The following is a 25262-nucleotide window of genomic DNA, read 5'->3' on the forward strand; positions in this document are numbered from 1 at the left end:
AAGACCGCTTAGAATGTATAGCGGGCTTTGACGTAATATTGACCACCTGCAAAACCAATCGGTGAGGCTTCAGGATAAAGCTGACCAGAGCCACCTTGTCCTGGATTCTCATCAGGATAGTTATCAAACAAGTTGTTGGCACCGATCATCAGTTCAACACCTTCATAAACTTCGGCACCGATTTCAGCATCGATGAGGATTTCTGAACCGACGTCAAAGCCGTTTCCGCTGTCAAACCATGAACCATAATAGTTGGCGCGAACCATGCCATTCCACATACCTTGTGAATGCAGAAGCGTGGCAGAGCCTTTCACATTTGGCAGAAGATCTTCAAGAGCACGGATGCGTGTGTCTGAAATTGGGGTTGGAAGGACCACTTCTGTATCTGTCCAGTTTGCTGCTACGATAAAGGTTGAATCGCCTCCAGCCATTTCGAACTTATAATCACCGCGAACGTCAATACCTTGTGTTTTAGTATCAAAACTATTCGAGAAGAAGCGGAATTGGGCCAAATCGTCGAGACCCAAAAAGTCCTGACGATTAATTGTGCCGTTACCATCAAGTTCGGCAATTGCCCCGCTTATTGAGTCCGCCGTGGCGCCTGCAAACTGTAGAGCTTCAAGGAAGTCAACATTGGCACCTAGTGCGACACGGTCGTCAACCTTGATATTGAAGTAATCAACTGTCCAGTTAAATCCACCTGTATCAAAAGCTACGCCAAGTGAAATGTTACGTGCGTCTTCAGCACCAAGCGTCGGACGATCGCCCGTTGAAGCGATGAAGTCAGCCGCCAATTGTCCAGCCGCCGTGTTGAGCGGTAAGGTACCTTGGTCAACAAGAACGCCATTAACGTTCTGTGTTGTCACATTCGTAATATTGGCTTGGCCAGCTGTTGGAGCATGGAAACCAGTTGAATATGTTCCGCGAACGCGAACATTGTCGTTGATTTTATAAAGCGCTGCAAGCTTGTAGTTTAGAGTGTCTCCAAAGCTAGAGTAATCTTCGTAACGAAGAGCAGCTTGAAGCGTCAAAGCGTCAGTTACATCGCCTTCAAGGTCAATATATCCCGCATAAGAGTCTTGCGAGTTTGATGAACTATTTGGGAAGCCACCAAAGCCGTTTGAGCTTGATGAGAAGCCTTGTCCAAAAGGGAAGGCTGGTGTTGAAACAGCCAATGGCCCAAGTGCGAAAGAGTTTGAACCGCCTGCGTAGAGGTCAAATGTCTCTTTGCGATATTCAGCACCAAATCCGATGTTTAGGTCAGATGCCCATCCATCCATTGCGATGCCATATCCAAAGTCAGCATTTACAATCGTTTCTTTCTGCTTTTGCCCACCAGGGATGAAATCACGAACAACTTCTGTATTGCCTGAGCCAGCGATCGGTCCAAGAGAGGCGTTGACAGTGTTATTAATAAAGAACTGAACTTCAGAAGAACCGTGCGTAACGGAAAGGTCATAAGACAAGCCGTTCCCGAAATCGAGATCACCGCGAATACCGGCACTCAAGCCAATGTCTTCAAGGTCTCCACCAAAGCGCGGCACAAATCCGCCTGGGATGGCTTCAACAAATGAAAAACAATTGTCGTCCGCGGTTACACTAGCAAGAATAGTGTCATCAGTGATCAGGCCGTCTGTTCCTGTTAAAGGGATACCTTGGGGACACACGCGTGGGTCAAGACCGGCTACGTTACCAACACGAACGGACGGACCGAATTCACCGGCTGCCAAGTTAGTTTGTGAAGGGGTACGGTCAAAAGTTCCGTCACCATTAGGAGTATAAACAACCTCTTGCCACTCTGTTCCATCAGCATCAAAGACCCACATATTTGAGTCATTATCAAAACTCACAGTGCGTGCTTCATTACCATTGGCGTTATTAACCGTTGGTCCACGATAAACGCCGCCGCGATTTGTTGGGTTACGGTAGAAGAAACCACCAGTTGTTGTACGTTCAGCATATGTACCAAAAGCGTAAAGCTCAGCGCTCTCATTTAGCTCGATACCTGTATTAATGGCGAGTTTGAGATCGTTCTCGACATCAGGCTGACCCCAATATTGAGTAAACTCATCTGTATAGCTGTTGATCGTCCGAAAATCTGAAACGGCTGTATTACCAGCAGCAATCAAATTCGTAACGTCTGTTCTCGGAGCGGCGCGGACTGTACCGTCGGTATCGCCATATTCACCAGAGATATTCACAAAACCTGCATCACCTAGCGGAAGGCCGACGTTACCTGCGATAGAGTAGTTGTCGCCGTCACCATCATACGTAGAGCCATATTTAACTTCGAATGATCCGCCTTCTGAGGCGTCTTTCAGGTCAAATCCGATAACACCGGCAATCGCGTCAGAACCGTATTGTGAAGACGCACCGTCGCGAAGGACTTGAACCTGCTTAAGCGCAATGGATGGAATAGAAGAGACGTCAACGCCTTGTGCGCCATCTGCAATACCGCCGCCTAGGAATGAAATAACGGCGCCGCGGTGACGGCGTTTGCCGTTCACAAGAACAAGCGTGTTATCAGGTGATAGGCCGCGAAGGTTAGCTGGACGTACAATAGAGGCCGCATCAGAGATTGGCTGCGTGTTTACATTGTAGGATGGAAGCGCTGTGCGCAAAAGGTCCTGAACGTCATTGGCTGCGTTTTGCGTAAACTCAACACCTGAAATAACATCAACAGGCGCTGGCGTATCCGCTGCTGATCTTGCTTGACGGCGCGTACCAATTGAGATGATTTCATCTTCGGCATTGAAGCCGTCTGATGTTTGGGCGTGGGCCGGAGCGGCCATTGCACCAGCAAGCATTGCGGCTGAAGCCGATACTGCGAGCGCGGATTTTAATGAAAAACGTTGCATGAATTATCCTCTGAATGATTTGCAAACTGGAGATCGTTTTGATCTAACAAACCTCCTATTGTTTTGTTCGAAATCGAACAAGCTGTTTGACACGCAATCTATATTTTGTTTCTATTGTGTGTCATATTTGACACTGTTTTACGCTAGCAGCTTATAGTAAGGGCAAATTATGCTAATTTTGCGGCCTATTCGCATAAATATGGGGCATTTTATCCAGTGCTAGAGCTGAGAGCCGCAAAGACTTCTGATATTCCTGTTATCAAGACCCTCATGAACTTAGCCATTTCAGAGCTCCAAAAAGGCTTTTTAACAGACGCACAAATACAAGCGTCTTTTGGGGCTATGGGGCTTGATACACTTCTCATTGAAGATGGCACTTATTTCTGCGTGATGGACGCCCTAGAGCTTGTGGGTTGTGGGGGGTGGTCTCGACGAGCAACGCTATATGGCGGTAATCACAGTGCGGGCCGTGATGCCAAAATCCTTAATCCTGAAATTGATCGCGCTCGGATCCGCGCGATGTACACCCATCCGGCACATATAAAGCGAGGGATTGGCAGGATGATAATAGACGCCTCAGAAACTGCGGCGAGGACTGAAGGGTTCAAGGCTTTGGAAATGGCCGCAACCATGGCCGGTGTGCCGTTTTATTTAAAATGCGGCTACCATATAGAAAGTCAGTGGGAAGATACAAACGGAACTGTTCCTGTTCCATTGTGCACGATGGTAAAGAGCCTAATCCTATAATTGACAAGGCTGTGGCAATTGTCTGGAAAGACGCCTTATTTTGATTTGGCTTTAACTGGGAAATTATCAATCAACCTTACGCCCCGGCAATGGGCTGCCACTAATAATCTAGCAGGGCCGTTTAAAACGCCGCCTTCCAACACTGTAAGAGAGTTCGGACTTCTGACTTCAACATAATCAACCGAGCTGAACCCTGCCGCTAATAATGCCTTCTTTGACCTATCCACGGCCAAATCCACATTTTCACCTTTTGACATTTGCAGTGCGCAAGAGCGCATGATTTCATTGAGCCGCCTGGCAACTTTTAGCCCTTCTGTATCAAAATATTTATTGCGAGATGAGAGAGCCAGACCGTGTTCGTCTCTGGCTATTTTAGCGCCAACTATATTTATCGGCATATCGAGGTCCTCTACAAGCCGCCGAATAGTTGCGAGCTGTTGATAATCCTTTTCGCCAAAAATAGCATAATCTGGCGCGACGCGATTGAGCAGTTTTGTAACTACCAAAGCCACGCCGTCAAAAAAGGTCGGGCGGTGATCCGTCTCCAGCCCTTCGGCAACGCCGCCAACTTTGATTTTTGTGGCGTGATGAACATTATACATTGAGGATGGCTTGGGAATATAAACAACATCCGCGCCTTCGGCTTTCAGTAAGGCGACATCATGCTTTTCTGTACGGGGATAGGCGTCAAAGTCCTCGCCGGGCGCGAATTGTGTCGGGTTCACATAGATCGACGCAATAACACGGTCAGCTTTCTTTTTGGCCAAGCGAATAAGGCTCATATGTCCATCATGGAGCGCGCCCATTGTCGGTACAAATGCGGTTGTTTCGCCGTGCCCTCGATATTCCCAGACCTGGCCTCTTATACCCCGTTCAGAGCGAATGATGTTGATAGTTTCAGCCATTTGATTGCCTCTTAATTAGAGGTGATAATCAAGCATCCTGATGTTAATTTCGCAAGCGATTTACAGACCTCTTGTGCGTCTTTTATAGACAGCCCTTCAAAGCGAGCCCGGTAAAGCGTTTGTCCATTGCGCGTGAGTGGCCTGACCTTGGCTTTGGCTTTTGATAAGGCGTGTAAGCTGCCAATCGTACTAATCTGTTCATCAGCTTCTGATTTTTTCAGAAAGGCCCCGACCTGCACGCCCCAGCTATTATCTGTCTCGACCTCAGATAGGAACAAGGATTTATCATTACTGATGGTGATTGGTTTTTGATTGCGTCCGCGTAACCTCACAGCCTCTGTCACGCGCGGTGTACTCGCAACTTGCGGAGCTTTGCGAGTCGGTATGGGTTCTCGCCTGACTGTAACTGGAGGAAGAGCCTTAACGGGTTTGACACCTATGGCATCAAAACCGCGTTCAATTAAATCCTGCATATGTGAATTTCGCGACGCTCCGCTCGCTCCGCCTAAAACAACCGCTATCAGGCGCCGGTCCTCGCGTTGTGCTGACACAATAAGATTATACCCGCTATCATGGGTGTAACCTGTCTTGAAACCGTCAACGCCATCCAGCCAATGCAAAAGTTTATTCGTGTTTTTATAGGTACGCCCCGCATAGCGAAACCGCTCTTGGCCGAAAAAGTAGTAATAACGGCGATGATGCGTCAGAATGTTTGACGCGAGTTTAGCCATATCCCGCGCGGATGATTTTTGCTCAGGATGGGGCAAGCCATTGGCCGTTTTGAAGGTTGTTTTCATCATGCCAAGTTGCCGCGCTTTGGCCGTCATATGATGCGCAAAATTTTCTTCTGAGCCCGCGAGTCTTTCGGCCAAGACAACAGCGGCGTCATTCGCGCTTTTTATGGCCACCGCTTGAATCAGGTCCTCGACAGTTATTGTTTGCCCGGAGCGAAGCCCAAGCTTTGAAGGGGGCGTCCGCGCGGCATTAGCAGAAACGCGCACCGCTTCATCCAGTTTTAACGTGCCTGCATTGAGCGCATCAAAGGTCAAATATAACGTCATGACTTTGGTCAATGAAGCGGGGTAACGCAGCTCATCAATTTGCCGCGCATGAATAATTTCCAGCGTGTCAGCATCGACAACGATTGAGGCATAGCGCCGTGGTTTATCCGCTGCCAGGCTTGGGACGGTCAGAGTCACCAACAAAACTAGAGATATTAGCAGACGCAACATGTGAACAGAATAAAGCCTTGGAGGTTTAATCAGGGTTAATGAATATTAAGATGTGCTGTGATTTGTCTTTATAGGCAATCAAATTTAGCTGAGTAGTTTATCACCCTAATATAATTTTTGTGCGCCCCAGAGATTATAGCGCCGGGTCCAACCCTTAAGGCCATTCGATGATTTAACTTTACACCAATCGGCCTCATTACAATCCTCAAGCTCTAATAAAGCATTACGTTCGACCAAGGCTGTTATTCGCGCGGATGCTTTTGCTTTACTGTGAAGTGTTGTTTGTTCCAAAACGAGGACGCGCCGAATGCCTGACAGAGCGGGTTTGTGAATCCAGCTTTCATCACCTGTTACGTCGCGCACTTTTCGCCACATCTCAGTTTCCGCGACAACGATCAGAGGGAGTCCTTTGCGGCGATATTGCCATGCAATAGGGTGTTTTCGAGACGGTCCGATACGGCCGTTTACTTTGCCGACTTTCAGGCTGACATAGCGGGGTACTGGGAAGCCGCTGGGCGTTTTAGCGGCTGAGACGCGGTAGAAATTCTCAACATCGGCAGCTTGAGGCGGAATCTCTTCAACAATGCGTTTGATGGCGGGTTTTTCCGCCTTTGGAGCAATATCTTGCGCCAAGCATTGGCTTGCTGTCGTAATGCCAGCCATAAGGCCCAATATCAGTGAAAATCGATTCATGAGGCTGTTAATGCGCAAATAGCCTAAACCAAAGGTAAATTTTGTGCCGGTTGACTGCGTTTAGGCTTGAGAATCCAGTTTAAAAGTCGTCTATTGGAATTTATGAGTTTTCCTAAACATGCGCGTCCACGCGTCACTGTCACGCGCCGTCTCCCAAAGGCTGTAGAAGCGCGTATGTCGGATTTATTTGATACGAGCCTTAGGGATGAAGATCTCGCCTTGAGTCACGCTGATTTGAAAACAGCAATTGCAAGCTGTGATGTTCTGGTTCCCACAGTTACAGATGATATCAATGCGGATATTATTGCTGCAGCATCAGATAAGCTGAAACTTATTGCGAATTTCGGGGCAGGGACTGACCATATTGACGTCGCTGCCGCGCATAAGCGGGGCATTATGGTGACCAATACGCCAGGTGTTCTGACTGAGGATACGGCTGATTTAACAATGGCTTTGATACTCGCCGTCCCGCGCAGATTGGTAGAAGGCGATCGCCGCACGCGCGCTGGTAATTTCAACGGATGGTCGCCGACATTCATGCTGGGCCATCGCGTGCGCGGAAAAAAACTGGGTATCATTGGTATGGGGCGTATCGGACAGGCCGTTGCCAGACGCGCACACGCCTTTGGTCTTGATGTTCATTATCATAATCGCCATCGTTTACCAGGCGGTATAGAAGATACTTTGGATGCCACTTATTGGCCTGAACTGGACCCAATGCTGACAGCTATTGATATTTTAGCTATCACATGTCCCAGCACGCCCGAGACTTATCATCTCATAAATTCTGAACGCCTCGCGCTTCTGTCCCCGGAAAGTTATATTGTGAACACGTCGCGTGGTGAGGTGATTGATGAGGCGGCTCTCGCAAAAGCGTTATCCAAAGGTGATTTGGGCGGGGCAGGGCTTGATGTATATGAGCATGAACCCAAGGTGCATCCCGACCTGTTGGATTTACCTAATGTCATTCTCGCGCCTCATATAGGCTCCGCAACACATGAGAGCCGACTCGAAATGGGCGAGAAAGTGATGATAAATATACGGGCGTTAATGGATGGCCATGCTTTTCCGGACCGCGTCTTACCGCTTTAATATAACGGGGCCTGTTCCAGCTCTTTATGGGAGAAAATAATGTTGAAACACTTACTTTTTACTGCCGCCGTAATTGGCCTTGCAGCTTGCGGCGCAGAAACAACAGCGGAGCCTCAAGCTTCCAAAACAGATATCAAAGAAGCTGCTACGCCTAAACAAGATATCAAGACCCAAGACCTTGGGGATGGGTTTTACATGCTTTTGGGCCCGGGCGGTAATATCGGCGTCTCTGTCGGCGAGGATGGTGTCTTTGTCATAGATGATAAGTTTTCACGCTTTGCGGATCAAATTATCGGACAGATACGCGGGATAACGGATGCGCCTATTCGCTATGTTATTAATACACATTATCACGGCGATCACAGCGGGGCGAATGCCGACATGAAAGAGACAGGCGCTGTTGTTGTCGCGCATGACAATGTGCGCAAGCGCATGGGAATGAGCTTTGAGAATAAAGCTTTCGGGCGGACGGTAGATGCTGTTGATGAAACGCTTTGGCCCGATCTAACATATTCAGAAAATGCGACTTTTCATTTTAATGGCCAGACCGTTCAGGCGATTCACACGCCTAATGCGCATACAGATGGCGACTCTATTCTTTTTTTCAAAGAAGCAAACATCCTTCATATGGGCGATAATTTCTTTTTTGGTCTCTTTCCCTATATTGACGTCGATGGCGGCGGCAGCTTAGCGGGTATGATTGCCTCTCATGAAAAAGCTTTAGAGCTTGTTAATGATGAAAGTAAGATTATTCCCGGCCATGGTCCTTTAGCTGATAAAGGTGATCTCGAAAAAACTTATGAGATGTTGAAAACAATTGAAAAGCGTGTCATTGACGAAATCAAGAGGGGCGCTTCTCTCGATGACATTTTAAAGAAAGATATTTTGGCGGATTACGCTGAATACTCCTCTTTTATTGATAAGGATAACATGGTCAAAATTGCACACCGCTCTATCTTGGAAATGCAATAGAGATAGACCCTGGTTTGCGCATGAGCGAGCGTAAAGATGCGGACACCCTCCCCCAATTGGGTATCGTAGCTTTACAATCGATGGCCCTCCTTCGGCGTAAGCTGAGGGAGGGTTATTTATTTTGCACTGCTGATTTTACGTTGATTCGACTCTGGCCGCTGCTCATGCATAATAAGCCTAATGGCAAGTTGGAAACCAAACATATGCTCCAAGAATGTGATGGTCCTGATAAGTGCATTGCTGCTCTCAGTGACAGGGTTTGGCATGAGCACAGATGATTTAATCGTCGGGGAAAAAGGTACCGTAAGCTCCGTTTCCGATGGGGATACGCTCTATTTGGACAGTGGTCTCAAAGTAAGATTAGCCGCTATACAAGCGCCCAAATTACCCCTTGGCCGAGCCGGGTTCAAAGCCTGGCCTTTAGGCGAAGAGAGCAAAACGGCCCTGACGGCTTTGGTGAAAGATAAAACTCTTCAGCTTTACTATGGTGGAGAGAAAAGAGATCGTTACGGGCGAGCTTTGGCGCAAACCTTCACTTTAAATGCGAAGGGTGAACGGGATATCTGGCTCCAAGAGGAGATGGTGAGGTTGGGTATGGCCCGCGTCTATACTTGGCCCGACACCTTTCAAGATGCGAAAAAACTATATGCCGCTGAGATTGCTGCGCGAGATGCACAGCGCGGTATTTGGGGACATAATTATTACCGTGTCAGAACACCTGAGCCCAATGCTCTGGCTCAGGACGTTGACAGCTACCAGATTGTTCAAGGTATAATCACGTCTGCGGCAGATGTGCGGGGGCAAATCTATCTTAACTTTGGCGCAGATTATAAGACAGATTTTACAATTGCTATCGCCAAACGGGATAGAAAGCGCTTCGAGGCCGCCGGACTCGATCCGATCTCACTGGAGGGAGCCACAGTCCGCATTAGAGGGTGGGTTGAGCTTTCAAACGGGCCGATGGTCTGGCTAGATCATCCGGAGCGTTTAGAGGTCTTGAACTAGCGGCTTGCAATCCACCCCTTCGAGCATGATTTTTTCACCTGTTTCGCGGTTCATGACGTAACATTCCGCGCCCATCATCATAAGATCTACATGGCTTGGCCGCTCTAAGGTTCGCCCATCAATAATACGGCCATTTCGTTTATTTACCGAAGCGGGTTCAATAGTCACGCTGGGTTTTGTCATAAAACTGTCAGCTGCGAGCGTGACCTTTGAGCCAATGGCTTTAGAGACGGCTTGTGTAAGCGTATCCTGGGCGGTCTGATCCATGCGTGTCAAAAGCGCCGGACGAGGCTCCGCGCCCGCAGTTGTTTTGCAGGCTGAAATCATTGCTGTCACGAGTAAGGTAAGAAGCGCAAAATATTTTGGCGAAAAGACCATTACTGATTTCTCGGTGTGTCGAGGATGCGATTATTCTCTAATGCGAGACGCGAGCGAACGCGCTCATCATTTAGCAGAGAAGCCGCTGGGTCGCTCTCAAATCGAGGCTGCGTTTTTGCCTGAGCTGTCGCGGCTGAACTGGCAGGACATGTGCCGTTAGCGCGAAAAGAAAGAGCCGTGGAGAGCATGTTTTCTGTTTCATCCCCTAATTGGCTTGAGTAATCATCTGAGGCGACGCATCCCGTTATTTTCTCGCCAACGGCAGAGCTTGCATTATTCGGTGCAAACCCATCGGCGTAATCTCCGAAGTTCTTATTATTTACGCCGCGAAATTGAATAGTGAAATAAGTTTCGCCGCAATTATCTGTTCCGTAAAAACCATATGGTTTTCCGCAGGTTTTTGATCCAATCAAGATAACCTCGACATCAATCCCTCTAAGGCCGTTAATGACGGCTTCACTGGCACTGCAAGTGTTGTCTGTTGAGAGAATGAATATGCGGGGCAAATCAACGGTGTCTAAGTCACGGCCTTCTGGAAAGGCGTCATTAAACCCAAGGCTTTCCTTGTAGAAAGGTGTTGGCGTGATTGTCCGCCCTGTCACGGGGTTTACTGTGGGATGCTTGTCATTAAACTGGAGTGTTTCAAAGTTAGCATTAGCCGTACGCGCATCTCCAGCAGTCATGTAAGCAATCTGGCTCGCGATGGCGAGGAAGCCGCCGCCATTATAACGAAGGTCCAATACAAGATCATTGATACCTGCATTCTTCATATTCGTGTAGGCGTTTGCAATTTGCTGCTCTGCTGTGGAGACGCCAAAGGTCGTGAAGAGAATATAACCGACTTTGCCAGTCGGCGTATCAATAACTTTTGTCGTATTGACGGGCTGTTCCGCCACCACATCCGAGGTCAATGTCACGGTGCGAGTCGCTTGCGTTCCCACATCACGGACTAAGAATGTATGAGTTTCACCTGCTGCGGAGGGGAATAGCCCTGCATTTAAGACATTGGTGTTAGAGCCGTTGACGGCGTCTTCGCCGTCAATTTCAAGGATCTCGGTTCCGCGAAGTAAATTATTATTGGCAGCAGCAGGCGAGTCCGGCTGAACGAGAGCGACACGAATATCACGCGGTGGTGAAGATTCTATCAAAACAAAGTCTGCACCATAACCTGCGGATGCACCTGTTGCGACGCGCTGTTCATATTCGTCTGTAGGAATTGTGAAGTGAAATTGATCTTTATTTGTCCCCGACGCTGTTGTCGCTGAGGTTCTGAGTTTATCAAAATACGTTAAACGGTCATCACTGTTACCAGGGTTGATATCCGGAACCTCATCATACCAGAGATATGTCTCGTCGGTCCAGGACCTAAGCCAGAATTTTTCACGTGTCGTTGAACCCGCCATATCGGGATATGGATTTCCGTCAATATCATTTGTCGTACGTGGCGACGCACATTGATTTTTGAAGCTGGAGGCTGGGGCATATGTGCCAGCTGTCCATGTAGGCTCGCTTGACCCGCCCGGTGTAGGGGCGACGCCAACTGGGGCACTGCTACTACCGCCGCCACCGCATGCGGCGAGCAGTGACGCTGAAAATGTAAGAGCTGCCGTTGTAAGGAGGCGAGATGTAAATCGGGTCATGCAAAATCCTTATAAATTTCTCTTGAAGGAAGCCTAGCGCGGCGCAAAATGCGCGTAAATGCTTTATAACATTAAAAAAGCATCCTGTGATGAACAGGATGCTTCAACTTTTAGTGATTATAACTGTGTTAGGCTGCGGCAGTCTCCTCACCATTATCATTATCTTCTGCCTCTTTCGCAGCTTTTGCGGCTTGGCGCGTCCGTGCTTTTGTTAGAGTTTCGAGAACTTCTTCAAGCGCTGCGCCGCGGTCTATTTTCTTAATCGCTGCGACTTCACGCACCATGCGGTCTGTTGCGCGCTCATAGAGTTGGCGCTCTGAATAGCTTTGCTCTGGTTGTGCGTCGGTGCGGTGCAGATCTCTGACAACTTCTGAGACAAGAATAAGGTCGCCGGAATTGATTTTGGCTTCATATTCCTGTGCGCGGCGGCTCCACATGGTACGCTTGATACGTGCGCGGCCTTTAAGCGTCGTGAATGAGTCTTTCAGTATGAGTTCATTGGAAAGGGCTCGCATACCGGATGTGGCTGCTTTATCTGTCGGGACGCGCAATGTCATTTTGTCTTGCTCGAAATGAACGACATAGGTTTCAATATCAAAACCCGCTATAACGTCCTGCTCAATGCCTGTGACTTTGCCGACGCCGTGAGCCGGATAGACAATGTGTTGACCTGCTTTAAAAAGTTTCTTTTTGGATGTCGTTTTTTTCGCTGTCTTTTTGGCAGCTGTTTTTTTTGTCGCCATGTCTGGAAATGCCCTTTAATTTTTAATCCCACAAATAGGATATCAATGCCTATATAATAACAAAACGACGCGGCTTTTGAGGTCGCATCGTTCTGATTTAAACTACTATACCACAAAAAACGACAAATAGCGAGTCTGTGGTGCTTTTATATCATTTTGGCTTGAAAAAGAGCTTATTCGTCACCTGTTCCAGGTTCCGCACTGAAGTATTTTTCAAATTTTCCTGTTTCGGACTCGTATTTTTCGCGATCTTCAGGCGGATCCTTTTTAATCGTAATGACAGGCCAGATTTCTGCATATTTTGAATTAATTGCCAGCCATTTCCCGTCCGGGTCATCCTCTGTATCCGGAACAATCGCATCCACAGGGCATTCCGGTTCGCAGACGCCGCAATCAATGCATTCGTCAGGATGGATGACAAGCATGTTCTCACCCTCATAAAAGCAATCTACAGGACAGACTTCTACGCAATCCATAAATTTGCACTTCACGCATTCGTCTTTGACGATATAGGTCATTTCAGCATTCCTAGTTTCAGGGGGGCCTTACTTCAAATTGCGATGTGGCAATACAGGCTCATATTGTCAAGCGGCGGAATGGTCACGATAGAGCGATTGCGCCTCAGAGGCAGGTCCGCGGCGTGTGCCGGCACTAAGCATCTCAATCTGCATCAGAGTTTTACCGCGCATGAAAGTCACTTCTTGTCCGGGTCTTATTTGGACGCCGGGTTTGCGGATGCGTTCTGTCCGCCCGTTTCGGGTAAGCCTGATCTTGCCGCCTAATATCATTTTAGTGGCCAGACTGCGCGTTTTGAAGATACGGGTACGGTATAACCAAACATCGAGGCGGCAACCCTCATCTTGAAGGGCACCATTCTCGTCCGAAACTTGTTGGCGTCGTCCCAAACTAATCTTTCTTGTTTTTTAGCGCGGCAAGGGCCGCAAATGGAGAGTCCTCAAGCTTTCGGGCGGGTTTCGGCTTAGGCTTATACCCTTGCTCGGCGGATTTGCGTTTACCCTTAAATTTACCCTTAGCATTTCCGCCGTGACGGGAATTTTGATTGCGCGGTTTAAATTGGGGTTTTTTGCGAGGCATATACCAAAATTCAGTATTGAGAACCTCTGCGGTTGTGCCGTCCTCTTGTTCTGCGCGGTGATGATAAATGCTGAGCTCTTTATCTCGCTTATTCTTTTTAGCAGGCTGAGTTGTTACAGAAGCTGTCGTTACGCTAGTCTCAGGCGTTTCGGGGGTCGGCGCAGTTTCGGTTATTGCTTCTTTGGCTTCAGGAACATCAGATGTTGTGGCTACTGGCTTTGGCTCATCCGCAACAGGCTTATCAGTCGCATTCTCCGGGGCGGGTGGTAAGTCTTCGGCTTTTATAGTTTCTGATTGAAATCCCAAAGCTTTCAATACGCCTTGCATATCTTCATAGCCGCAGCCCATTATAGCGAGCATTTCCTGCATGATTTGAAATTTTTTACCGCGCCCCAGAGCTTCATTTTGTTTTTGCGCTTGGCGGATTTGATTGCCAAGACGGTTGAGGATATCAAAGCGCGCAATTCGCGGCCCCACAGCTTTATAACCCGCTAAGGTTAAAGCTTGTTGTGAGAAGTTTTCACTCGCAAATTCGCCTTCATTGGGAATGGATGTAACACCGGCAAAAGGGATGAAGGGTTTGCGGTCACCGCCCGCACCGTAAGCCGATAAAACACTTAAAAGCCGCGCGGCTTTGGGCTTAATCAGGTCACGGATGTAAATATTGTATTGGCCAAATTGCACATTGGCTTCGCGCAATTGGGCCCGCGCTTTTTGATCCAAATCGCGAAGGGTCTTCCAGTGGTCTTGTCGCTCAACTGTCCCGAAATTCTCATAGAGCGTGTAAGCAAAGCCTTTGGCCTCGGGCAGCGTTGTCTCGCGGGCTTGAATTTCCTGAAGTTCGAGCAAAGGCTTAAAATAATTGGCCGCTTCGGCGCGTAGGTGATCGCGCATACGTGAGATCGCCAGATTCTTGAGCGTCTCATTACCGAGTTCGCCGCCAACAAGTTCAGCGTCAGGGTTCATAGGCGTTCCGCCAGAGCCGACTTTGCCGACAATTTTTCCGCCCCATAAAATCTCGCCGCGATCAGAGAGGGTGAATATGCTGTGGACACCGCCGCATAGACTCGTCAGCCTTCGATCAACTTCGGGAGCAACGGCTTTTTCCGCGGCAGAATTAAGCGCTTTGGCCTCGAGCTCTGAGTGACTTTGTGCGGGCGTGAATTTCAAGCCCTCTAAATGACCTATAATTTGGTCATCTACCAAGACGTCACCATTGTCTTTTACTGTTGCATTCATATAGCTCTCTGATCCGATGCCTTTTAAAAGCCTGTTCGTTCTGCGATCAACAAAACGAGCCATGAGAGCTTCGTGTAGCGCATCCGATAGTCTGTCTTCAACCTCGCGTGCACGATTTACCCAATTATTTTCATGCCCCATCCAAGAGGCCTTATTCGCGCAATAGGTCCATGTCCGAATATTTGCGAGCCGTGAGGAGAGGATATCAACATCCCCCAATGTCTCATCCAAGCGTAAGATGTGCTTTTCCATAAAGCTATCAGGAATTTTGCCGCCATTGGCGTAGAGTAATCTGTAAATATCCTGCAAAAGGCGCACATGGGCATCAATCGTCAGGTTGCGAAAGTCAGGAATTTGGCAAACATCCCAGAGCTGTTTGACTTGTGCGGGAACTTTAATCCCATTTGAGACCTCATCTATAGCGACCATGCGCTCAAAGGCGGCTTCATCGTCCGCGCCTCTAATACGGCGTAAGCGGCGGTGCGGCTTGGGCGCGTGAAGGCTTTCCGAAAGCGCAGCTAAAGAGCTGAAATCCAAAGCCGTATTGCGCCATTCGGCGGAATGCAGAGGTTCAAAATCGTGATCCTCAATACGCTTAACCAACTCTTCATCCATCGGGAGGCAATCCGCCGTGGTGCCGAATGTGCCATTATTGCGAAATCGTCCTGCACGTCCTGCGATTTGTCCTGCCTCCATAGGCGTAAGATAGCGTCTGCGCCGCCCGTCATATTTTGATAGACTCGCAAAAGCGACATGATCTGTATCCAGATTTAGGCCCATGCCAACAGCATCGGTTGCCACGAGAAAATCAACATCACCATTCTGAAACATCTCGGCTTGAGAATTGCGTGTGCGCGGAGATAATCCGCCCATTACAACCGCCGCCCCGCCCCGATAGCGCCTGATGAGCTCAGCGATGGCATAAACCTCAGCAGTCGAAAAAGCGACAATAACAGAGCGTTTAGGCAGCCGCGTTAATTTTGCGGCTCCGGCAAATGAGAGCTCAGAAAAGCGCTCACGATATTCAAACCTTATCTTAGGGAGTAGAGCCTTTAAGACGGGCCGTGCCGTTTCCGCGCCTAGTAATAAGGTTTCCTCCGTCCCGCGTGCGTGTAAAACTCTATCCGTGAAAATATGACCGCGCTCATGATTAGCTATAAGCTGAACCTCATCAACGGCTAGAAATGCAAAACGCTTTTCGACAGGCATGGCCTCGACCGTGCAGACATAATAGCGGGCATGGGGCGGAATGATCTTTTCTTCGCCCGTGATCAGTGCACATTGCGCGGCGCCTTTTTTTGCGACGATGCGGTCGTAAATTTCGCGGGCCAATAACCGTAAAGGCAACCCGATGATGCCTGATTGGCGGCCCAACATACGCTCAACGGCGTAGTGGGTTTTGCCCGTATTGGTCGGGCCCAAGATCGCCGTCAGGGTAGAAGGGTTTAAGGGGGAGGCCATGCCTCCTTATCTGTGATTTCACTCTAATCCGCAATAACTTCAGCGGCTCCGCCCGGCTTTTTTATGACCATTTCATCAAGCTTAATAACAGCTTTGATGGAGCTTATTCTATAGGTGAACCTTACGGGGACATAGAGCCCCAATTCCGGGAATGCCTTCATGTGCATCACAATAGGTGTCCCGCCTTCCTCGGCGTCAGGCAGATCTTCGGGATCAAAGCCGGAAATGGGCTCATAATATATATGGCATAAAACTGTATCGACTTTGTCGCCTTCAAATTTAGCCCGGCCTGCGCCTTGGTTTTCCATGCGCAGATTATAGTGCTGTTTTGAATCAAAGACACGCACGCCGCCAGAACAGACAGAGCCGTCAATTTTTTGGCCGCGCATCATCATATTCAGCACAGCCGAAATTGTATCATCAGCACTGTAACGCTCGGCAGGTGTTGCGGCAGGGATGCCTTGGCTGCCAATGGGCGGGTCAATCGCAACGTGAATATAGCCGCGATTATTATTGTAATTCATTTCAACGCGGCGGTTCTTATTGTCCATATTCTGTTGAATGTGAAAATCAGGTGTTAAGCCAGAGCGCGTGTAAGTGCCCGCTGTGACGGCCCAGATTTCTAATTTTTTCAAAAGCGCCCCAAGACCGGATGTTTTGAGATCAGAATAAACGGCATAATCACGCTCGCCATACCAACCCGTATAATTGGCCGTAATCATCTTAAATCCAAAGACATAGCCTTTTAGCTTGAAATCAAATTCAGTGGCGTCAGGGCCCGCCGCGGGAACCGTGTAGGTTTTGGCCATAATGTTACCGTCATTGAGGGCAGCCATATTGCGGCTTTGATCAATAAATGCGGCACTTGCCGCGCCTGATACAGCGAGGCCTAGCAGAGCCGTGGTAATTATGCGTTTCATGTTCAAATCCTATTCAGGCATTGATAACTGTCTTATCATGACATAACTAGCGTAAAGCTGAACAAAAGCGCCACTACGCATGAAAAAATGGTTATATTCAGTCTTCAGATCGAGCGGGCAATTTATCTTAAAACCAGATGGCATATCGCTGTAAAAAGGGTTGACGCGCGGCGATTCACCCTCTAATTCGCCCCAACTGTCCAGAGCCCACCTATGTGTGGGCCTTTTATATTTAAACTAGGTGCGAAAAATGTCACGTCGCTGCGATCTTCTCGATACAGGCCCAATGTCCGGTCACAACGTATCCCACGCCAAAAACAGAACGAACCGTCGTTTTAACGTTAATCTGTGTAATGTAACGCTCCCTTCAGAAACGCTTGGCCAAAAGTATAAAATGCGTATTTCTGCTGCAACGCTTCGCACAGTCGATTTCAAAGGTGGTCTTGACGGCTTCCTGATGGGCACAAAAAATCACAAGCTCACTGACAAAGCCAAAAAGATCAAAAAGCAGATCGTAAAGGCTAAAGCAGACCTCGAAGCGGCTAACGCTTAAAAATCTGGCATATTTTCGAAGAACCGCTCTGCGTTTGTGAACGCAAGTGCGGTTTTTTTATGCGGTGATATTGATTGGTAAGGCACAGAATTTATTCAATTTCGCGAATTACCGCCTCTCTCTTCAACGCTCTATGTCATTGCGGGCTCGATTCAACGCTTATGATTGAAACATTTATGCCGCAATGCTTATTAAACTTAAGCATCTTTTCTTTCCCCGATGCGACAAACTCTATGCCCGGGCCTCGTCCCGGGCTTTTTTGTGCAAGTTTGCATATTTAGCCTCAATACTGCCTCACTTGAATTAGACTGTGTCTTTGAGGGAGTGTCATGAGGAAAAGAACAGTTTTCGGCTTTGGTTTCACCTCTGCGATGGTGTGCATTTATCTTATGAATGCGTCATGGATTGTGGGTATGCCGGATGGCGATTTCAGTCTTCTCGCCCATCCCGGCGTACACCAAACTTATCATCGTGAGGGCCTTACAAATGCGACATGCACAGCAGAGCGCATTGATCCACCTGCTCACGGTTTCATTGAAAATACTATTTCCTCTATGCGGGCCGCTATAGAAGCAGGTGCGGATATTATTGAGCTTGATGTAAAACTCACAACAGATGGCGAAATCGTCGTCTTCCATGATGCGACATTGGATTGCCGCACTAATGGCAGCGGCAAGACACACCACCATAGCCTATCCGAGTTGCAAGCATTAGATATTGGATATGGCTACACGCCGGATGGTGGTCAGACTTATCCATTCCGAGGTGAATTTATTGGAATCATGCCAACATTACGTGAAGTTTTGACAGTTTTTCCTGAAACAAATTTCATGGTCAATCTGAAACATAGTAAAGCCTCCGAGGGCGAAGTTTATCGGAATTATATCACTGCCACAGATGCCGAGCGTCTTGGACTTGTCGCGCCGAATAGAGCAGCGGCCCCTATAATCGCTGCTTACCCCGATATGATCCTTCAAACACGGCAGAATGTGAAAGCCTGTTTAAGGGGATATACGCTGACGGGTTGGTATGGTGGCATGCCGGAAAGCTGTAAAAACACATATGTCTCTGTGCCGTCTAATTTACGTTATTTCATTTGGGGGTGGCCACATCGTTTTGAAAAACGTCTTCAGGCTGTTGGGAGCCGCTCTATGCTGTTAGGGCCTTATGAGGGTAACGGAAGCGTTGGAATTGATACCCCGAAAGACCTTAACGTTATCCCAAAGAATTATACAGGCATCGTCTTTACCAACAAAATTGAAGTCATTGGCCCGCAAATCTCCCCAAATTAACGATTTGCTAACCACGTTTCATACAAGCTTTACCCAGGCGTCATTGGGATGTCATAAAACGCCTGTCCTTATGGCGCTGTTGTTAAAACTTACAGCGAAGGACATTTATGCGCTGCACTTACGGGAACCATGCCTTCAGGCCGCCCAGCCGCAATAGCCGATCTATCAAAGGAAGTGTGCTGCAAAAGCTACGCTTAATGTGTGTCAAATCCGAGCGGCGGATGAAACGGAACGACGCGGCTTAAGTCGGTTTAATCAAGCGTAGGAAACGCTCTTGCAGGGCCGGGTTAGTTTTAAATTCGCCTGTGAACTGTGTCGTGATGGTACTCACATTGGGATGATGCACGCCGCGAGTGCTCATACATTGGTGAACGGCGTCGATCATCACGGCTGATCCGCGAGGTTTAAGCGCTTCGTCAATTGCGTCGGCAATTTGCGCCGTCATCGTTTCTTGGGTCTGGAGACGCTTAGCGAATATCTCGACAACTTTAACCAGTTTTGAAATGCCGACAACTTTATCCGTCGGCAGATAGGCAACATAGGCTGTGCCGAGGAAGGGCGCCATATGGTGCTCGCAATGGCTCTCCACATCAATATCGCGCAAGATAACCATATCATCATAGCCTGAGACATCTTCAAAAACGCGGGACAACTCTGCGGCTGGGTCAAGGTCATAGCCCCGATACCATTCGGAATAAGCATTCACGACGCGTTTAGGCGTATCAATTAGGCCTTCACGGTCAGGATTGTCTCCCGCCCATGCGATAAGCGTGCGCACGGCGGCCATCGCCTCTTCTTTAGACGGACGAGGGGTTTTGGCCACGGCTTTAAGGACAGTCTTTTTGGGTGTGTCTTTACTCATGGCAAGGCCTATAGCGTATATACAATGCAGATTGCCAGTGACAAAAGCGCATAGGGTTTATGTCAATACGTTAGCCGCACTCCAATGGTTCCGTCGTGAGGCCGAACCTATTGATATCTTCAACGCTCATATAGTGAATGTCTTCGGGCTCGGCGGCGGCGCGGGTATAGGCGTAAAAGGCAGGATCGATGCCCATATCGGTCAGGAATTTTTCGTGATATTTTTGGCTGCGGTCATACCCCATATCTTTGGGGGAGATACGGATGTGATCCATGCGGCCTGTAATCGACCAGCTATGCACGCCAATCAGAGCCCCGCATTCCATTGTGCGGGTTTCGCCCGCCAGGAACAAATCCACCGCGCCAGAAGCAATGATGCTGTTTTTTTCAAGATGTGTATCGAGGCGATTTTTGCGGATATCTCTCGCGATCAGGATATTACGCGCACTGTCCCGCGTACCAGACATTCGTTTTAGCACAATCGTATCGACCTCTGGATGCTCTTTCACAAGCTCTTTGACGATGCCAACAGACCGGTCATCCGTATAACCATTACCATAGGCGCGGCCATCTTTAACGGTAAATTCCAACAGACCTAGATCAGGCTGCATGGCTCTGCCAATTGCGACAGCCGCGCCAAAAGCGAGTAAAACAGCCGTGATGATTTGTTGCGTTTTCATATCAATTCATTAGATGGGGACACTATGACTGAAAAGCCACAATTGACGCTGTATAATTCGCTGACGCGCCAGAAAAAAGTCTTCACGCCACAAGACCCAAAGCGCGTGACGATGTATAATTGCGGGCCAACGGTCTATAGCTATGCCCATATTGGCAATGCCCGCGCGGCGGTGGTGGCGGATGTGCTGTTCCGTGTGCTCCGCCATATTTACGGCGAAGAGCATGTTATCTATGCGCGGAATATTACAGATGTGGATGATAAGATTATCGAGAGTGCCAAAGAGCAAGGCGTCGATATATCGGTGATTACCGAGAAATATGCTAATATATATAATGAAGACTTAGCCGCGATTGGATGTTTGCCGCCAACTGAGCAGCCGAAAGCAACTGAAAGCATCGACGAAATGCAGGATATTATTGTCGAGTTGATGGACAAGAACATAGCCTATTTTTCCGAGGGGCATATTCTCTTTGATGTCACGCGCATGGATGAATATGCCAAAGAAAAAAAAATGGATACGCGCTATGGGAAATTATCTGGGCGAAAGCTTGAAGATAATCTCGCAGGGGCGCGTGTCGAAGTCGCCAGTTATAAACGAAATGCCGGTGACTTCGTTTTATGGAAGCCCGCGAAAGACGACGAACCTGGATGGGATTTTAAAAATTATGGTCGAGGCCGCCCAGGCTGGCATATTGAATGCTCGGCTATGATTAGAGATGTGCTCGGTGAAACCATAGATATTCATTGCGGCGGAATAGACTTGAAATTCCCTCATCACGAAAATGAAATCGCCCAAAGTCATTGCGCTAATGACAAACCGCTAGCTAATTTCTGGGTGCATAATGAATTCCTCAACATGGGGAAGGACAAGATGTCCAAGAGCTTAGGCAATGTGAAATTAATTCACGACTTGCTGAAAGATTGGGATGGTGAAGTTATTCGCTTGGCTCTTCTCACAGCCCATTATCGTAGTGAGCTCATTTGGACCGAGAAATTACTAGAAGATAGTAAAGCCCAATTAGATCGTTGGTATAGGTCTGCTCAAAAATTGAACGTAAATTTCTCTGAAATAGAACCTATTCCTCCTACGGAAGATTTTGGGCATCCTTTTGCGGACAATGTATTCGATGATTTAAACGCTATGTTTGGATGGATGTATTATTACAATATTATTGACTACGTCATTGAGAATAAAGACCCCTCAATGGTAGTCTCTTCGCCGCGACCTAATATTGATGAACGCAAAAAACAGAAATGGATTAGTAGGTTGTCAACAATGATGAACCTCCTAGGCCTCCTCCAAAAAGACCCAGAAGAGTGGTTCAAGGGCGGGCTCGATTACGATGCCTTGGTAGAAGAATATGACTCCGTCCGCGCACAAGCTCTCGCGGCGAAAGAGGCGGGCGATAAGGCCAAAATGGGCGAAATGTTCAAACGCTCCGACGAAATCCGCGATCAGTTTAAAGCTGAGGGCGTTGTGATTGAATCGGGCTCAGAAGGGAAAAGCAGTTGGCGTAAGGGGTAGGGGCTTCCCCTCCACCCGTTCACTCCAGCGAAAGCTGGGACCCAGTATCCCAGATAGTTAGACTAGCTTGATGGTATTTAGTCATTATCTATGGACTATCTTCCCAAACTTATCCCGAAAATTTCATACTTTGTTCACATTTTTGTTCCACTTATGTTCTCATGTCAGAACATATCGTTTATATCCTATCCGGCGCGCAGCCGGGTCCTGTCTTTATCAACTCAACGCCAGACTTATTGCGGCGTATGGCGCAACATAGGTCTGGGCGGATAAAGCAGTCCCAATTTCGTATTGATCGCTTGGTCTATGTCGAGAGCTATGATTGTGCGTTTAAGGCGGATGCGCGGGTTAGGGCGCTTAAGTCTGCCTCACGTGAATGGCTAGATGCGTTGATTACCTCGCGAAATGAAAATTGGGAAGATTTGTTGCCTCTGAAAGCCTCGCAAATCGCTGCTTAATCCGCGGCCTAATCCGAACAAAGGGAACTAAATAGCCTTTGCAGTGTTCTTTTCCAGCAGTCATGAGACTGTGCAATAAAGGGAAAGAGAATGGCTAATAATTCAGGAAATGGCGGCAAAGGTCTTTATATGATTGTCGGCGCACTCATCGTGGTTGTTTTGGGTCTCGGATATATGGTGATGCAAGGACAGGCTGATAAGCCTGATCTCGCGATTGAGTTTTCAGATGACGGTATCGATATTGACAGTAATTAAATAAAAAGCCCCGCAATATAGCGGGGCTTTTTTTGAGGGTCTATAAGTCGCCTGTTATGATGTCGGCGCGTAATTACCTGTGACAAGACATGTCATATCGGGCTGGGCCGTCGTACCCACCGGGCATGAGACGGTGGTTAAAATATCCGAATTGATCGCCGGGACGGCGATCGCATTATTTGCCGCGCGGTTGTCACTATCTTTAATAATAAGCTTTGATTTTGTCATTTGCTTACCATTTGACATTAACAACTTGCGGTCCGTTTCGGGGTCTGCGTCGCCATCAGCTTGCAGTATTTCACCTGCGGTGTCATTACGCAACATCTTCTCGGCATTCTGATAATTTGTCGGTGATTCCTTCATCTGAGAAGCGTCTGCGGACATCATTTTCATAATCTTTTTGTCCATCCACATCCGTTGTTTATCTTCCGAATATGTCGCCCATTTAGCTTGCTTCTCGGCGCTCATATTAGCTTTTATCTTTGTTTCCCAAGCCGTGCGTTCTGAGGGTGTTAAATCCGCAATCGCGCTGTGCGTGGCTGTTACATGAGTCTTTTTCATGTGGTCTTTGTGCGTCTTGTCACCCGCGAGTGCAGGTGAAGCGGTGAAAGCCAATGAAGCGGCTGAAACAATAAGTATTTGACGTAAATAAGTCATAGTAAACTCCTTAAAATTATAAGGTGAAATGAAATTACGAACGCGAGCCAAAGCCTAATGCTTTGTCATCAAAGCGTTCAACAACGCCACTGATATAGTCTCATGGCGTTGGTATGTAAAAAAAGCGTTTGTAACTGTAAAAAGTTCCAACAAAGTCAAACTTATTCTCTAAAGAGAATCGAAAATACTACAGTAAAGGCATTATCCGAACAGGATTTTTGAGGGGGCACCGATGAAACTCTATGATTATTTACCATCTGGCAACAGTTACAAGGTTCGCCTGCTATTGTCTTATTTGAAGATCTCTTATGAGTGGGAAAATTTGGACATTATTAAAGGCGAGACGCAAACAGACGCCTTTAAAGCCAAGAACCCATCTGGGCAGATACCTTTGCTTGAGCTCACGGGGGGCCGCAGAATTGCTGAGAGTAATGCCATTCTGTTCTTCCTCGCAGAAGGCACACCCTACTGGCCCCGTAACGCTTATGACCAAGCCAAATGTCTGCAATGGATGTTTTTTGAGCAATATAAGCACGAACCTAATGTAGCCGTGGCGCGTTTCGTTCATCACTATGCAATGGAGCAGCGGGAAAATGAACTGCCTGCCTTACATAAAAAGGGCTATGCAGCCCTTGATGTGATGGAAGCACATTTGGCGGATAATCTTTGGTTTGTCGGCAGCGGCCCGACCATTGCTGACATTGCGCTCTATGCTTACACCCATGTTGCAGGCGAGGGCGGTTTTGAAATGACCCGTTATCCAAATATCATGGCATGGTGTGATCGGGTTAGCGACCATCCAAAGCACATTCGCATTACGGATACGCCCGCCGCCTCATAAAGCCGACCCATAAAAATGCATCGTCTACGCCCTTGCAGGCGTATATAACGATGTTATGACACCGGAACTTCTTGAACGGGATTGGCTTTCTTTGCGCTATTGGCTGCAGACATGTGTCCTGCCGAGCGCTGTTTTTCTAATCATCGCCTTAGGCCTTATTCGAATATTTGATCCCGACGCTATAAGCCTCAATCATAAAGCGGTGATTATTGGGTTTTTTGCCTTTTATTTTATCATTGTGCGGGGCGGGCATATTCTCATGATCCGCTCTATGCATTTTGATATGAAGCGGCGCTACAAAGAGGCTTACCGCGACAGGCTCGCCTATCTTCCGATTGGCCAGATGAAGCGCCGAAATATCGGTTTCACCCTCGCTAAAATAAAACGCGAATTAATCGACCTTAATCAGCAAAAGCCCGGTAATCCGCGTTAAGCCTTTCCTAAAGCTTGACAAAGTCTTGACACCTCTAACGGGATTAGAGATGGAAATATATGGCTGAACAAGACTATAATATCGAAGATATTTGGGACCAATTGGCGAAAGAGTTTCGCAACTGGAACGGCGTAAAGCCAAGGCGGCAATGGTTTAAAACAGGCTTGTCTGAACGCTCGGGGTATAACCGTCTGCGTATTTTAGAAGGCGGTAAGCAAGCAAAGCGCTATTTCTCGCTCACGAAAAACCTATCGCGTAAAGATCTTAGCTATCTCTATCGCCGCGCCGAAGTCAATTATGAGCAAGCCGTTGCGGCGGCCCGTGTGGCGACAATTCTAAACCTGACAATTTTGGTGGGCGCTTTAATGCTGTTTAATCAAATTTTCCCTGGACTTATTGCCAAATATGCAACTGCGTTTTTTCAGACAGGTAATGGATATGACCTTCTTTTTGGTCTCTTTATCGCTCTTTTATTCTTTGGTGTGATTACGGGCGTTTTATCCTATAGTCATGGCGGTACAACGCAGGCGCGTGATCTTAAGCATTTGCTCGATTTATCCTTGGCGCGGCGTGATCTTGGCGAGCGTAAATTGACGGCGGAGGACAGCGCAGATGTCGGCGCCGATCTGCGCGAAAATTATATCTCAGATATCTAACCTCTATTATCTAAACTCTGGACGCTTCGTGCCGCCTATGTTACGCCGCGCCTATGTTGAACAGAGCCA

26 protein-coding genes are annotated in these 25262 nt (G+C 47.9%); 12 read left to right on the forward strand and 14 right to left on the reverse strand.

The window, feature by feature from the left end; translation table 11 throughout:
• Nucleotides 1-8: 8 nt before the first annotated feature.
• Nucleotides 9-2858 carry a TonB-dependent receptor plug domain-containing protein gene (locus tag F569_RS19895; protein ID WP_026942428.1) on the reverse strand — a complete coding sequence of 950 codons (2850 nt, stop codon included), beginning with the start codon at nt 2856-2858 and terminating at the stop codon, nt 9-11.
• Between the two features lie 216 nt (nt 2859-3074).
• Between F569_RS19895 and F569_RS0112220 the strand changes: the two genes are divergently transcribed.
• A complete protein-coding gene (locus F569_RS0112220) occupies nt 3075-3605 on the forward strand; it encodes a GNAT family N-acetyltransferase (RefSeq protein ID WP_026942429.1) in 531 nt (176 codons plus the stop codon).
• A 35-nt stretch (nt 3606-3640) separates the two neighbouring features.
• Here F569_RS0112220 and panC read toward each other — a convergent pair whose 3' ends face one another.
• From panC to F569_RS17935, 3 genes are all read right to left on the reverse strand, one after another.
• A complete protein-coding gene (gene panC / locus F569_RS0112225) occupies nt 3641-4510 on the reverse strand; it encodes a pantoate--beta-alanine ligase (RefSeq protein ID WP_026942430.1) in 870 nt (289 codons plus the stop codon).
• Between the two features lie 11 nt (nt 4511-4521).
• The gene (locus F569_RS17930) at nt 4522-5742 is read right to left on the reverse strand and encodes a D-alanyl-D-alanine carboxypeptidase (protein ID WP_051279853.1); all 1221 of its coding nucleotides are present in this window, start codon (nt 5740-5742) and stop codon (nt 4522-4524) included.
• A 105-nt stretch (nt 5743-5847) separates the two neighbouring features.
• Nucleotides 5848-6435: an SH3 domain-containing protein gene (locus tag F569_RS17935; RefSeq protein ID WP_051279854.1), complete on the reverse strand. Its 588-nt coding sequence runs from the start codon at nt 6433-6435 to the stop codon at nt 5848-5850.
• A 102-nt stretch (nt 6436-6537) separates the two neighbouring features.
• Here F569_RS17935 and F569_RS0112240 point away from each other — a divergent pair, with 102 nt between their 5' ends.
• The 3 genes from F569_RS0112240 to F569_RS0112250 all read left to right on the forward strand — a co-directional run bounded on the left by F569_RS0112240 (nt 6538) and on the right by F569_RS0112250 (nt 9504).
• Nucleotides 6538-7527, forward strand: a complete 990-nt coding sequence (locus tag F569_RS0112240) for a 2-hydroxyacid dehydrogenase (RefSeq protein WP_034388811.1) — start codon at nt 6538-6540, stop codon at nt 7525-7527.
• Between the two features lie 39 nt (nt 7528-7566).
• Nucleotides 7567-8499: an MBL fold metallo-hydrolase gene (locus F569_RS17940; protein WP_051279855.1), complete on the forward strand. Its 933-nt coding sequence runs from the start codon at nt 7567-7569 to the stop codon at nt 8497-8499.
• 264 nt (nt 8500-8763) lie between these two features.
• Nucleotides 8764-9504 (forward strand): thermonuclease family protein, encoded by a 741-nt coding sequence (locus F569_RS0112250; RefSeq protein WP_051279857.1) that lies wholly within the window; start codon nt 8764-8766, stop codon nt 9502-9504.
• Here F569_RS0112250 and F569_RS0112255 read toward each other — a convergent pair.
• From F569_RS0112255 to F569_RS0112285, 7 genes are all read right to left on the reverse strand, one after another.
• On the reverse strand, nt 9487-9882 hold the full coding sequence (locus tag F569_RS0112255) for a hypothetical protein (RefSeq protein ID WP_026942433.1): 396 nt from the start codon (nt 9880-9882) through the stop codon (nt 9487-9489). The genes F569_RS0112250 and F569_RS0112255 overlap by 18 nt on opposite strands.
• Nucleotides 9882-11522 (reverse strand): S41 family peptidase, encoded by a 1641-nt coding sequence (locus tag F569_RS0112260; protein ID WP_026942434.1) that lies wholly within the window; start codon nt 11520-11522, stop codon nt 9882-9884. The genes F569_RS0112255 and F569_RS0112260 overlap by 1 nt, the downstream gene beginning before the upstream one ends.
• A gap of 128 nt (nt 11523-11650) precedes the next feature.
• Entirely contained in the window at nt 11651-12265 is a 615-nt protein-coding gene (locus F569_RS0112265; protein ID WP_026942435.1) for a CarD family transcriptional regulator, read from the reverse strand.
• Nucleotides 12266-12438: 173 nt separating this feature from the next.
• Nucleotides 12439-12783 carry a ferredoxin FdxA gene (gene fdxA, locus F569_RS0112270; RefSeq protein WP_026942436.1) on the reverse strand — a complete coding sequence of 115 codons (345 nt, stop codon included), beginning with the start codon at nt 12781-12783 and terminating at the stop codon, nt 12439-12441.
• A 66-nt stretch (nt 12784-12849) separates the two neighbouring features.
• Nucleotides 12850-13170: a S4 domain-containing protein gene (locus F569_RS19980; protein WP_051279858.1), complete on the reverse strand. Its 321-nt coding sequence runs from the start codon at nt 13168-13170 to the stop codon at nt 12850-12852.
• A 1-nt stretch (nt 13171) separates the two neighbouring features.
• Nucleotides 13172-16060, reverse strand: a complete 2889-nt coding sequence (locus F569_RS0112280; RefSeq protein ID WP_026942438.1) for a helicase-related protein — start codon at nt 16058-16060, stop codon at nt 13172-13174.
• A 23-nt stretch (nt 16061-16083) separates the two neighbouring features.
• Nucleotides 16084-16980: a DUF3108 domain-containing protein gene (locus tag F569_RS0112285; RefSeq protein WP_026942439.1), complete on the reverse strand. Its 897-nt coding sequence runs from the start codon at nt 16978-16980 to the stop codon at nt 16084-16086.
• Nucleotides 16981-17230: 250 nt separating this feature from the next.
• On the opposite strand from F569_RS0112285, the gene rpmB reads away from it, so the two are divergent.
• Both rpmB and F569_RS0112295 read left to right on the forward strand, forming a co-directional pair.
• Nucleotides 17231-17533, forward strand: a complete 303-nt coding sequence (gene rpmB / locus F569_RS0112290) for a 50S ribosomal protein L28 (RefSeq protein ID WP_026942440.1) — start codon at nt 17231-17233, stop codon at nt 17531-17533.
• 329 nt (nt 17534-17862) lie between these two features.
• Complete coding sequence (locus tag F569_RS0112295) at nt 17863-18825, forward strand: glycerophosphodiester phosphodiesterase family protein (protein WP_051279859.1); 963 nt, start codon at nt 17863-17865, stop codon at nt 18823-18825.
• Nucleotides 18826-19066: 241 nt separating this feature from the next.
• On the opposite strand, the gene folE is transcribed toward F569_RS0112295, so the two are convergent.
• Together folE and F569_RS0112305 are read right to left on the reverse strand one after the other, a co-directional pair.
• Nucleotides 19067-19687: a GTP cyclohydrolase I FolE gene (gene folE, locus F569_RS0112300; protein WP_026942442.1), complete on the reverse strand. Its 621-nt coding sequence runs from the start codon at nt 19685-19687 to the stop codon at nt 19067-19069.
• Between the two features lie 70 nt (nt 19688-19757).
• Nucleotides 19758-20366, reverse strand: a complete 609-nt coding sequence (locus F569_RS0112305; protein WP_026942443.1) for a hypothetical protein — start codon at nt 20364-20366, stop codon at nt 19758-19760.
• A gap of 24 nt (nt 20367-20390) precedes the next feature.
• Here F569_RS0112305 and cysS point away from each other — a divergent pair, with 24 nt between their 5' ends.
• The 3 genes from cysS (at nt 20391) to F569_RS19585 (ending at nt 22606) form a co-directional block, all read left to right on the forward strand.
• Nucleotides 20391-21893, forward strand: a complete 1503-nt coding sequence (gene cysS / locus F569_RS0112310) for a cysteine--tRNA ligase (RefSeq protein WP_026942444.1) — start codon at nt 20391-20393, stop codon at nt 21891-21893.
• A 161-nt stretch (nt 21894-22054) separates the two neighbouring features.
• On the forward strand, nt 22055-22351 hold the full coding sequence (locus F569_RS0112315; protein WP_026942445.1) for a GIY-YIG nuclease family protein: 297 nt from the start codon (nt 22055-22057) through the stop codon (nt 22349-22351).
• 90 nt (nt 22352-22441) lie between these two features.
• On the forward strand, nt 22442-22606 hold the full coding sequence (locus tag F569_RS19585) for a hypothetical protein (protein WP_154813742.1): 165 nt from the start codon (nt 22442-22444) through the stop codon (nt 22604-22606).
• Between the two features lie 54 nt (nt 22607-22660).
• On the opposite strand, the gene F569_RS0112325 is transcribed toward F569_RS19585, so the two are convergent.
• The gene (locus tag F569_RS0112325) at nt 22661-23263 is read right to left on the reverse strand and encodes a hypothetical protein (protein ID WP_026942446.1); all 603 of its coding nucleotides are present in this window, start codon (nt 23261-23263) and stop codon (nt 22661-22663) included.
• Nucleotides 23264-23495: 232 nt separating this feature from the next.
• Between F569_RS0112325 and F569_RS0112330 the strand changes: the two genes are divergently transcribed.
• From F569_RS0112330 to F569_RS0112340, 3 genes are read left to right on the forward strand one after another with little or no spacing between them, the layout of a single operon-like run.
• Nucleotides 23496-24104: a glutathione S-transferase family protein gene (locus F569_RS0112330; protein WP_026942447.1), complete on the forward strand. Its 609-nt coding sequence runs from the start codon at nt 23496-23498 to the stop codon at nt 24102-24104.
• Between the two features lie 55 nt (nt 24105-24159).
• Nucleotides 24160-24537: a hypothetical protein gene (locus tag F569_RS0112335; protein ID WP_026942448.1), complete on the forward strand. Its 378-nt coding sequence runs from the start codon at nt 24160-24162 to the stop codon at nt 24535-24537.
• Between the two features lie 59 nt (nt 24538-24596).
• Nucleotides 24597-25193 carry a hypothetical protein gene (locus F569_RS0112340; RefSeq protein WP_026942449.1) on the forward strand — a complete coding sequence of 199 codons (597 nt, stop codon included), beginning with the start codon at nt 24597-24599 and terminating at the stop codon, nt 25191-25193.
• The last annotated feature ends 69 nt before the right edge of the window (nt 25194-25262 follow it).

The sequence above is a fragment of the Hellea balneolensis DSM 19091 genome (genome assembly GCF_000428525.1).
In the GTDB taxonomy this organism is placed as follows: domain Bacteria; phylum Pseudomonadota; class Alphaproteobacteria; order Caulobacterales; family Maricaulaceae; genus Hellea; species Hellea balneolensis.

Excerpts from the sequence above, each read along its gene's own strand:
- F569_RS19895 (WP_026942428.1), bottom strand. The coding sequence starts at position 2,858 with ATGCAACGTTTTTCATTAAAATCCGCGCTCGCAGTATCGGCTTCAGCC.
- panC (WP_026942430.1), bottom strand. The coding sequence starts at position 4,510 with ATGGCTGAAACTATCAACATCATTCGCTCTGAACGGGGTATAAGAGGC.
- F569_RS17930 (WP_051279853.1), bottom strand. The coding sequence starts at position 5,742 with ATGTTGCGTCTGCTAATATCTCTAGTTTTGTTGGTGACTCTGACCGTC.
- F569_RS17935 (WP_051279854.1), bottom strand. The coding sequence starts at position 6,435 with ATGAATCGATTTTCACTGATATTGGGCCTTATGGCTGGCATTACGACA.
- F569_RS0112240 (WP_034388811.1), top strand. The coding sequence starts at position 6,538 with ATGAGTTTTCCTAAACATGCGCGTCCACGCGTCACTGTCACGCGCCGT.
- F569_RS17940 (WP_051279855.1), top strand. The coding sequence starts at position 7,567 with ATGTTGAAACACTTACTTTTTACTGCCGCCGTAATTGGCCTTGCAGCT.
- F569_RS0112250 (WP_051279857.1), top strand. The coding sequence starts at position 8,764 with ATGAGCACAGATGATTTAATCGTCGGGGAAAAAGGTACCGTAAGCTCC.
- F569_RS0112255 (WP_026942433.1), bottom strand. The coding sequence starts at position 9,882 with ATGGTCTTTTCGCCAAAATATTTTGCGCTTCTTACCTTACTCGTGACA.
- F569_RS0112260 (WP_026942434.1), bottom strand. The coding sequence starts at position 11,522 with ATGACCCGATTTACATCTCGCCTCCTTACAACGGCAGCTCTTACATTT.
- F569_RS0112265 (WP_026942435.1), bottom strand. The coding sequence starts at position 12,265 with ATGGCGACAAAAAAAACAGCTGCCAAAAAGACAGCGAAAAAAACGACA.
- fdxA (WP_026942436.1), bottom strand. The coding sequence starts at position 12,783 with ATGACCTATATCGTCAAAGACGAATGCGTGAAGTGCAAATTTATGGAT.
- F569_RS0112280 (WP_026942438.1), bottom strand. The coding sequence starts at position 16,060 with ATGGCCTCCCCCTTAAACCCTTCTACCCTGACGGCGATCTTGGGCCCG.
- F569_RS0112285 (WP_026942439.1), bottom strand. The coding sequence starts at position 16,980 with ATGAAACGCATAATTACCACGGCTCTGCTAGGCCTCGCTGTATCAGGC.
- rpmB (WP_026942440.1), top strand. The coding sequence starts at position 17,231 with ATGTCACGTCGCTGCGATCTTCTCGATACAGGCCCAATGTCCGGTCAC.
- F569_RS0112295 (WP_051279859.1), top strand. The coding sequence starts at position 17,863 with ATGAGGAAAAGAACAGTTTTCGGCTTTGGTTTCACCTCTGCGATGGTG.
- folE (WP_026942442.1), bottom strand. The coding sequence starts at position 19,687 with ATGAGTAAAGACACACCCAAAAAGACTGTCCTTAAAGCCGTGGCCAAA.
- F569_RS0112305 (WP_026942443.1), bottom strand. The coding sequence starts at position 20,366 with ATGAAAACGCAACAAATCATCACGGCTGTTTTACTCGCTTTTGGCGCG.
- cysS (WP_026942444.1), top strand. The coding sequence starts at position 20,391 with ATGACTGAAAAGCCACAATTGACGCTGTATAATTCGCTGACGCGCCAG.
- F569_RS0112315 (WP_026942445.1), top strand. The coding sequence starts at position 22,055 with ATGTCAGAACATATCGTTTATATCCTATCCGGCGCGCAGCCGGGTCCT.
- F569_RS19585 (WP_154813742.1), top strand. The coding sequence starts at position 22,442 with ATGGCTAATAATTCAGGAAATGGCGGCAAAGGTCTTTATATGATTGTC.
- F569_RS0112325 (WP_026942446.1), bottom strand. The coding sequence starts at position 23,263 with ATGACTTATTTACGTCAAATACTTATTGTTTCAGCCGCTTCATTGGCT.
- F569_RS0112330 (WP_026942447.1), top strand. The coding sequence starts at position 23,496 with ATGAAACTCTATGATTATTTACCATCTGGCAACAGTTACAAGGTTCGC.
- F569_RS0112335 (WP_026942448.1), top strand. The coding sequence starts at position 24,160 with ATGACACCGGAACTTCTTGAACGGGATTGGCTTTCTTTGCGCTATTGG.
- F569_RS0112340 (WP_026942449.1), top strand. The coding sequence starts at position 24,597 with ATGGCTGAACAAGACTATAATATCGAAGATATTTGGGACCAATTGGCG.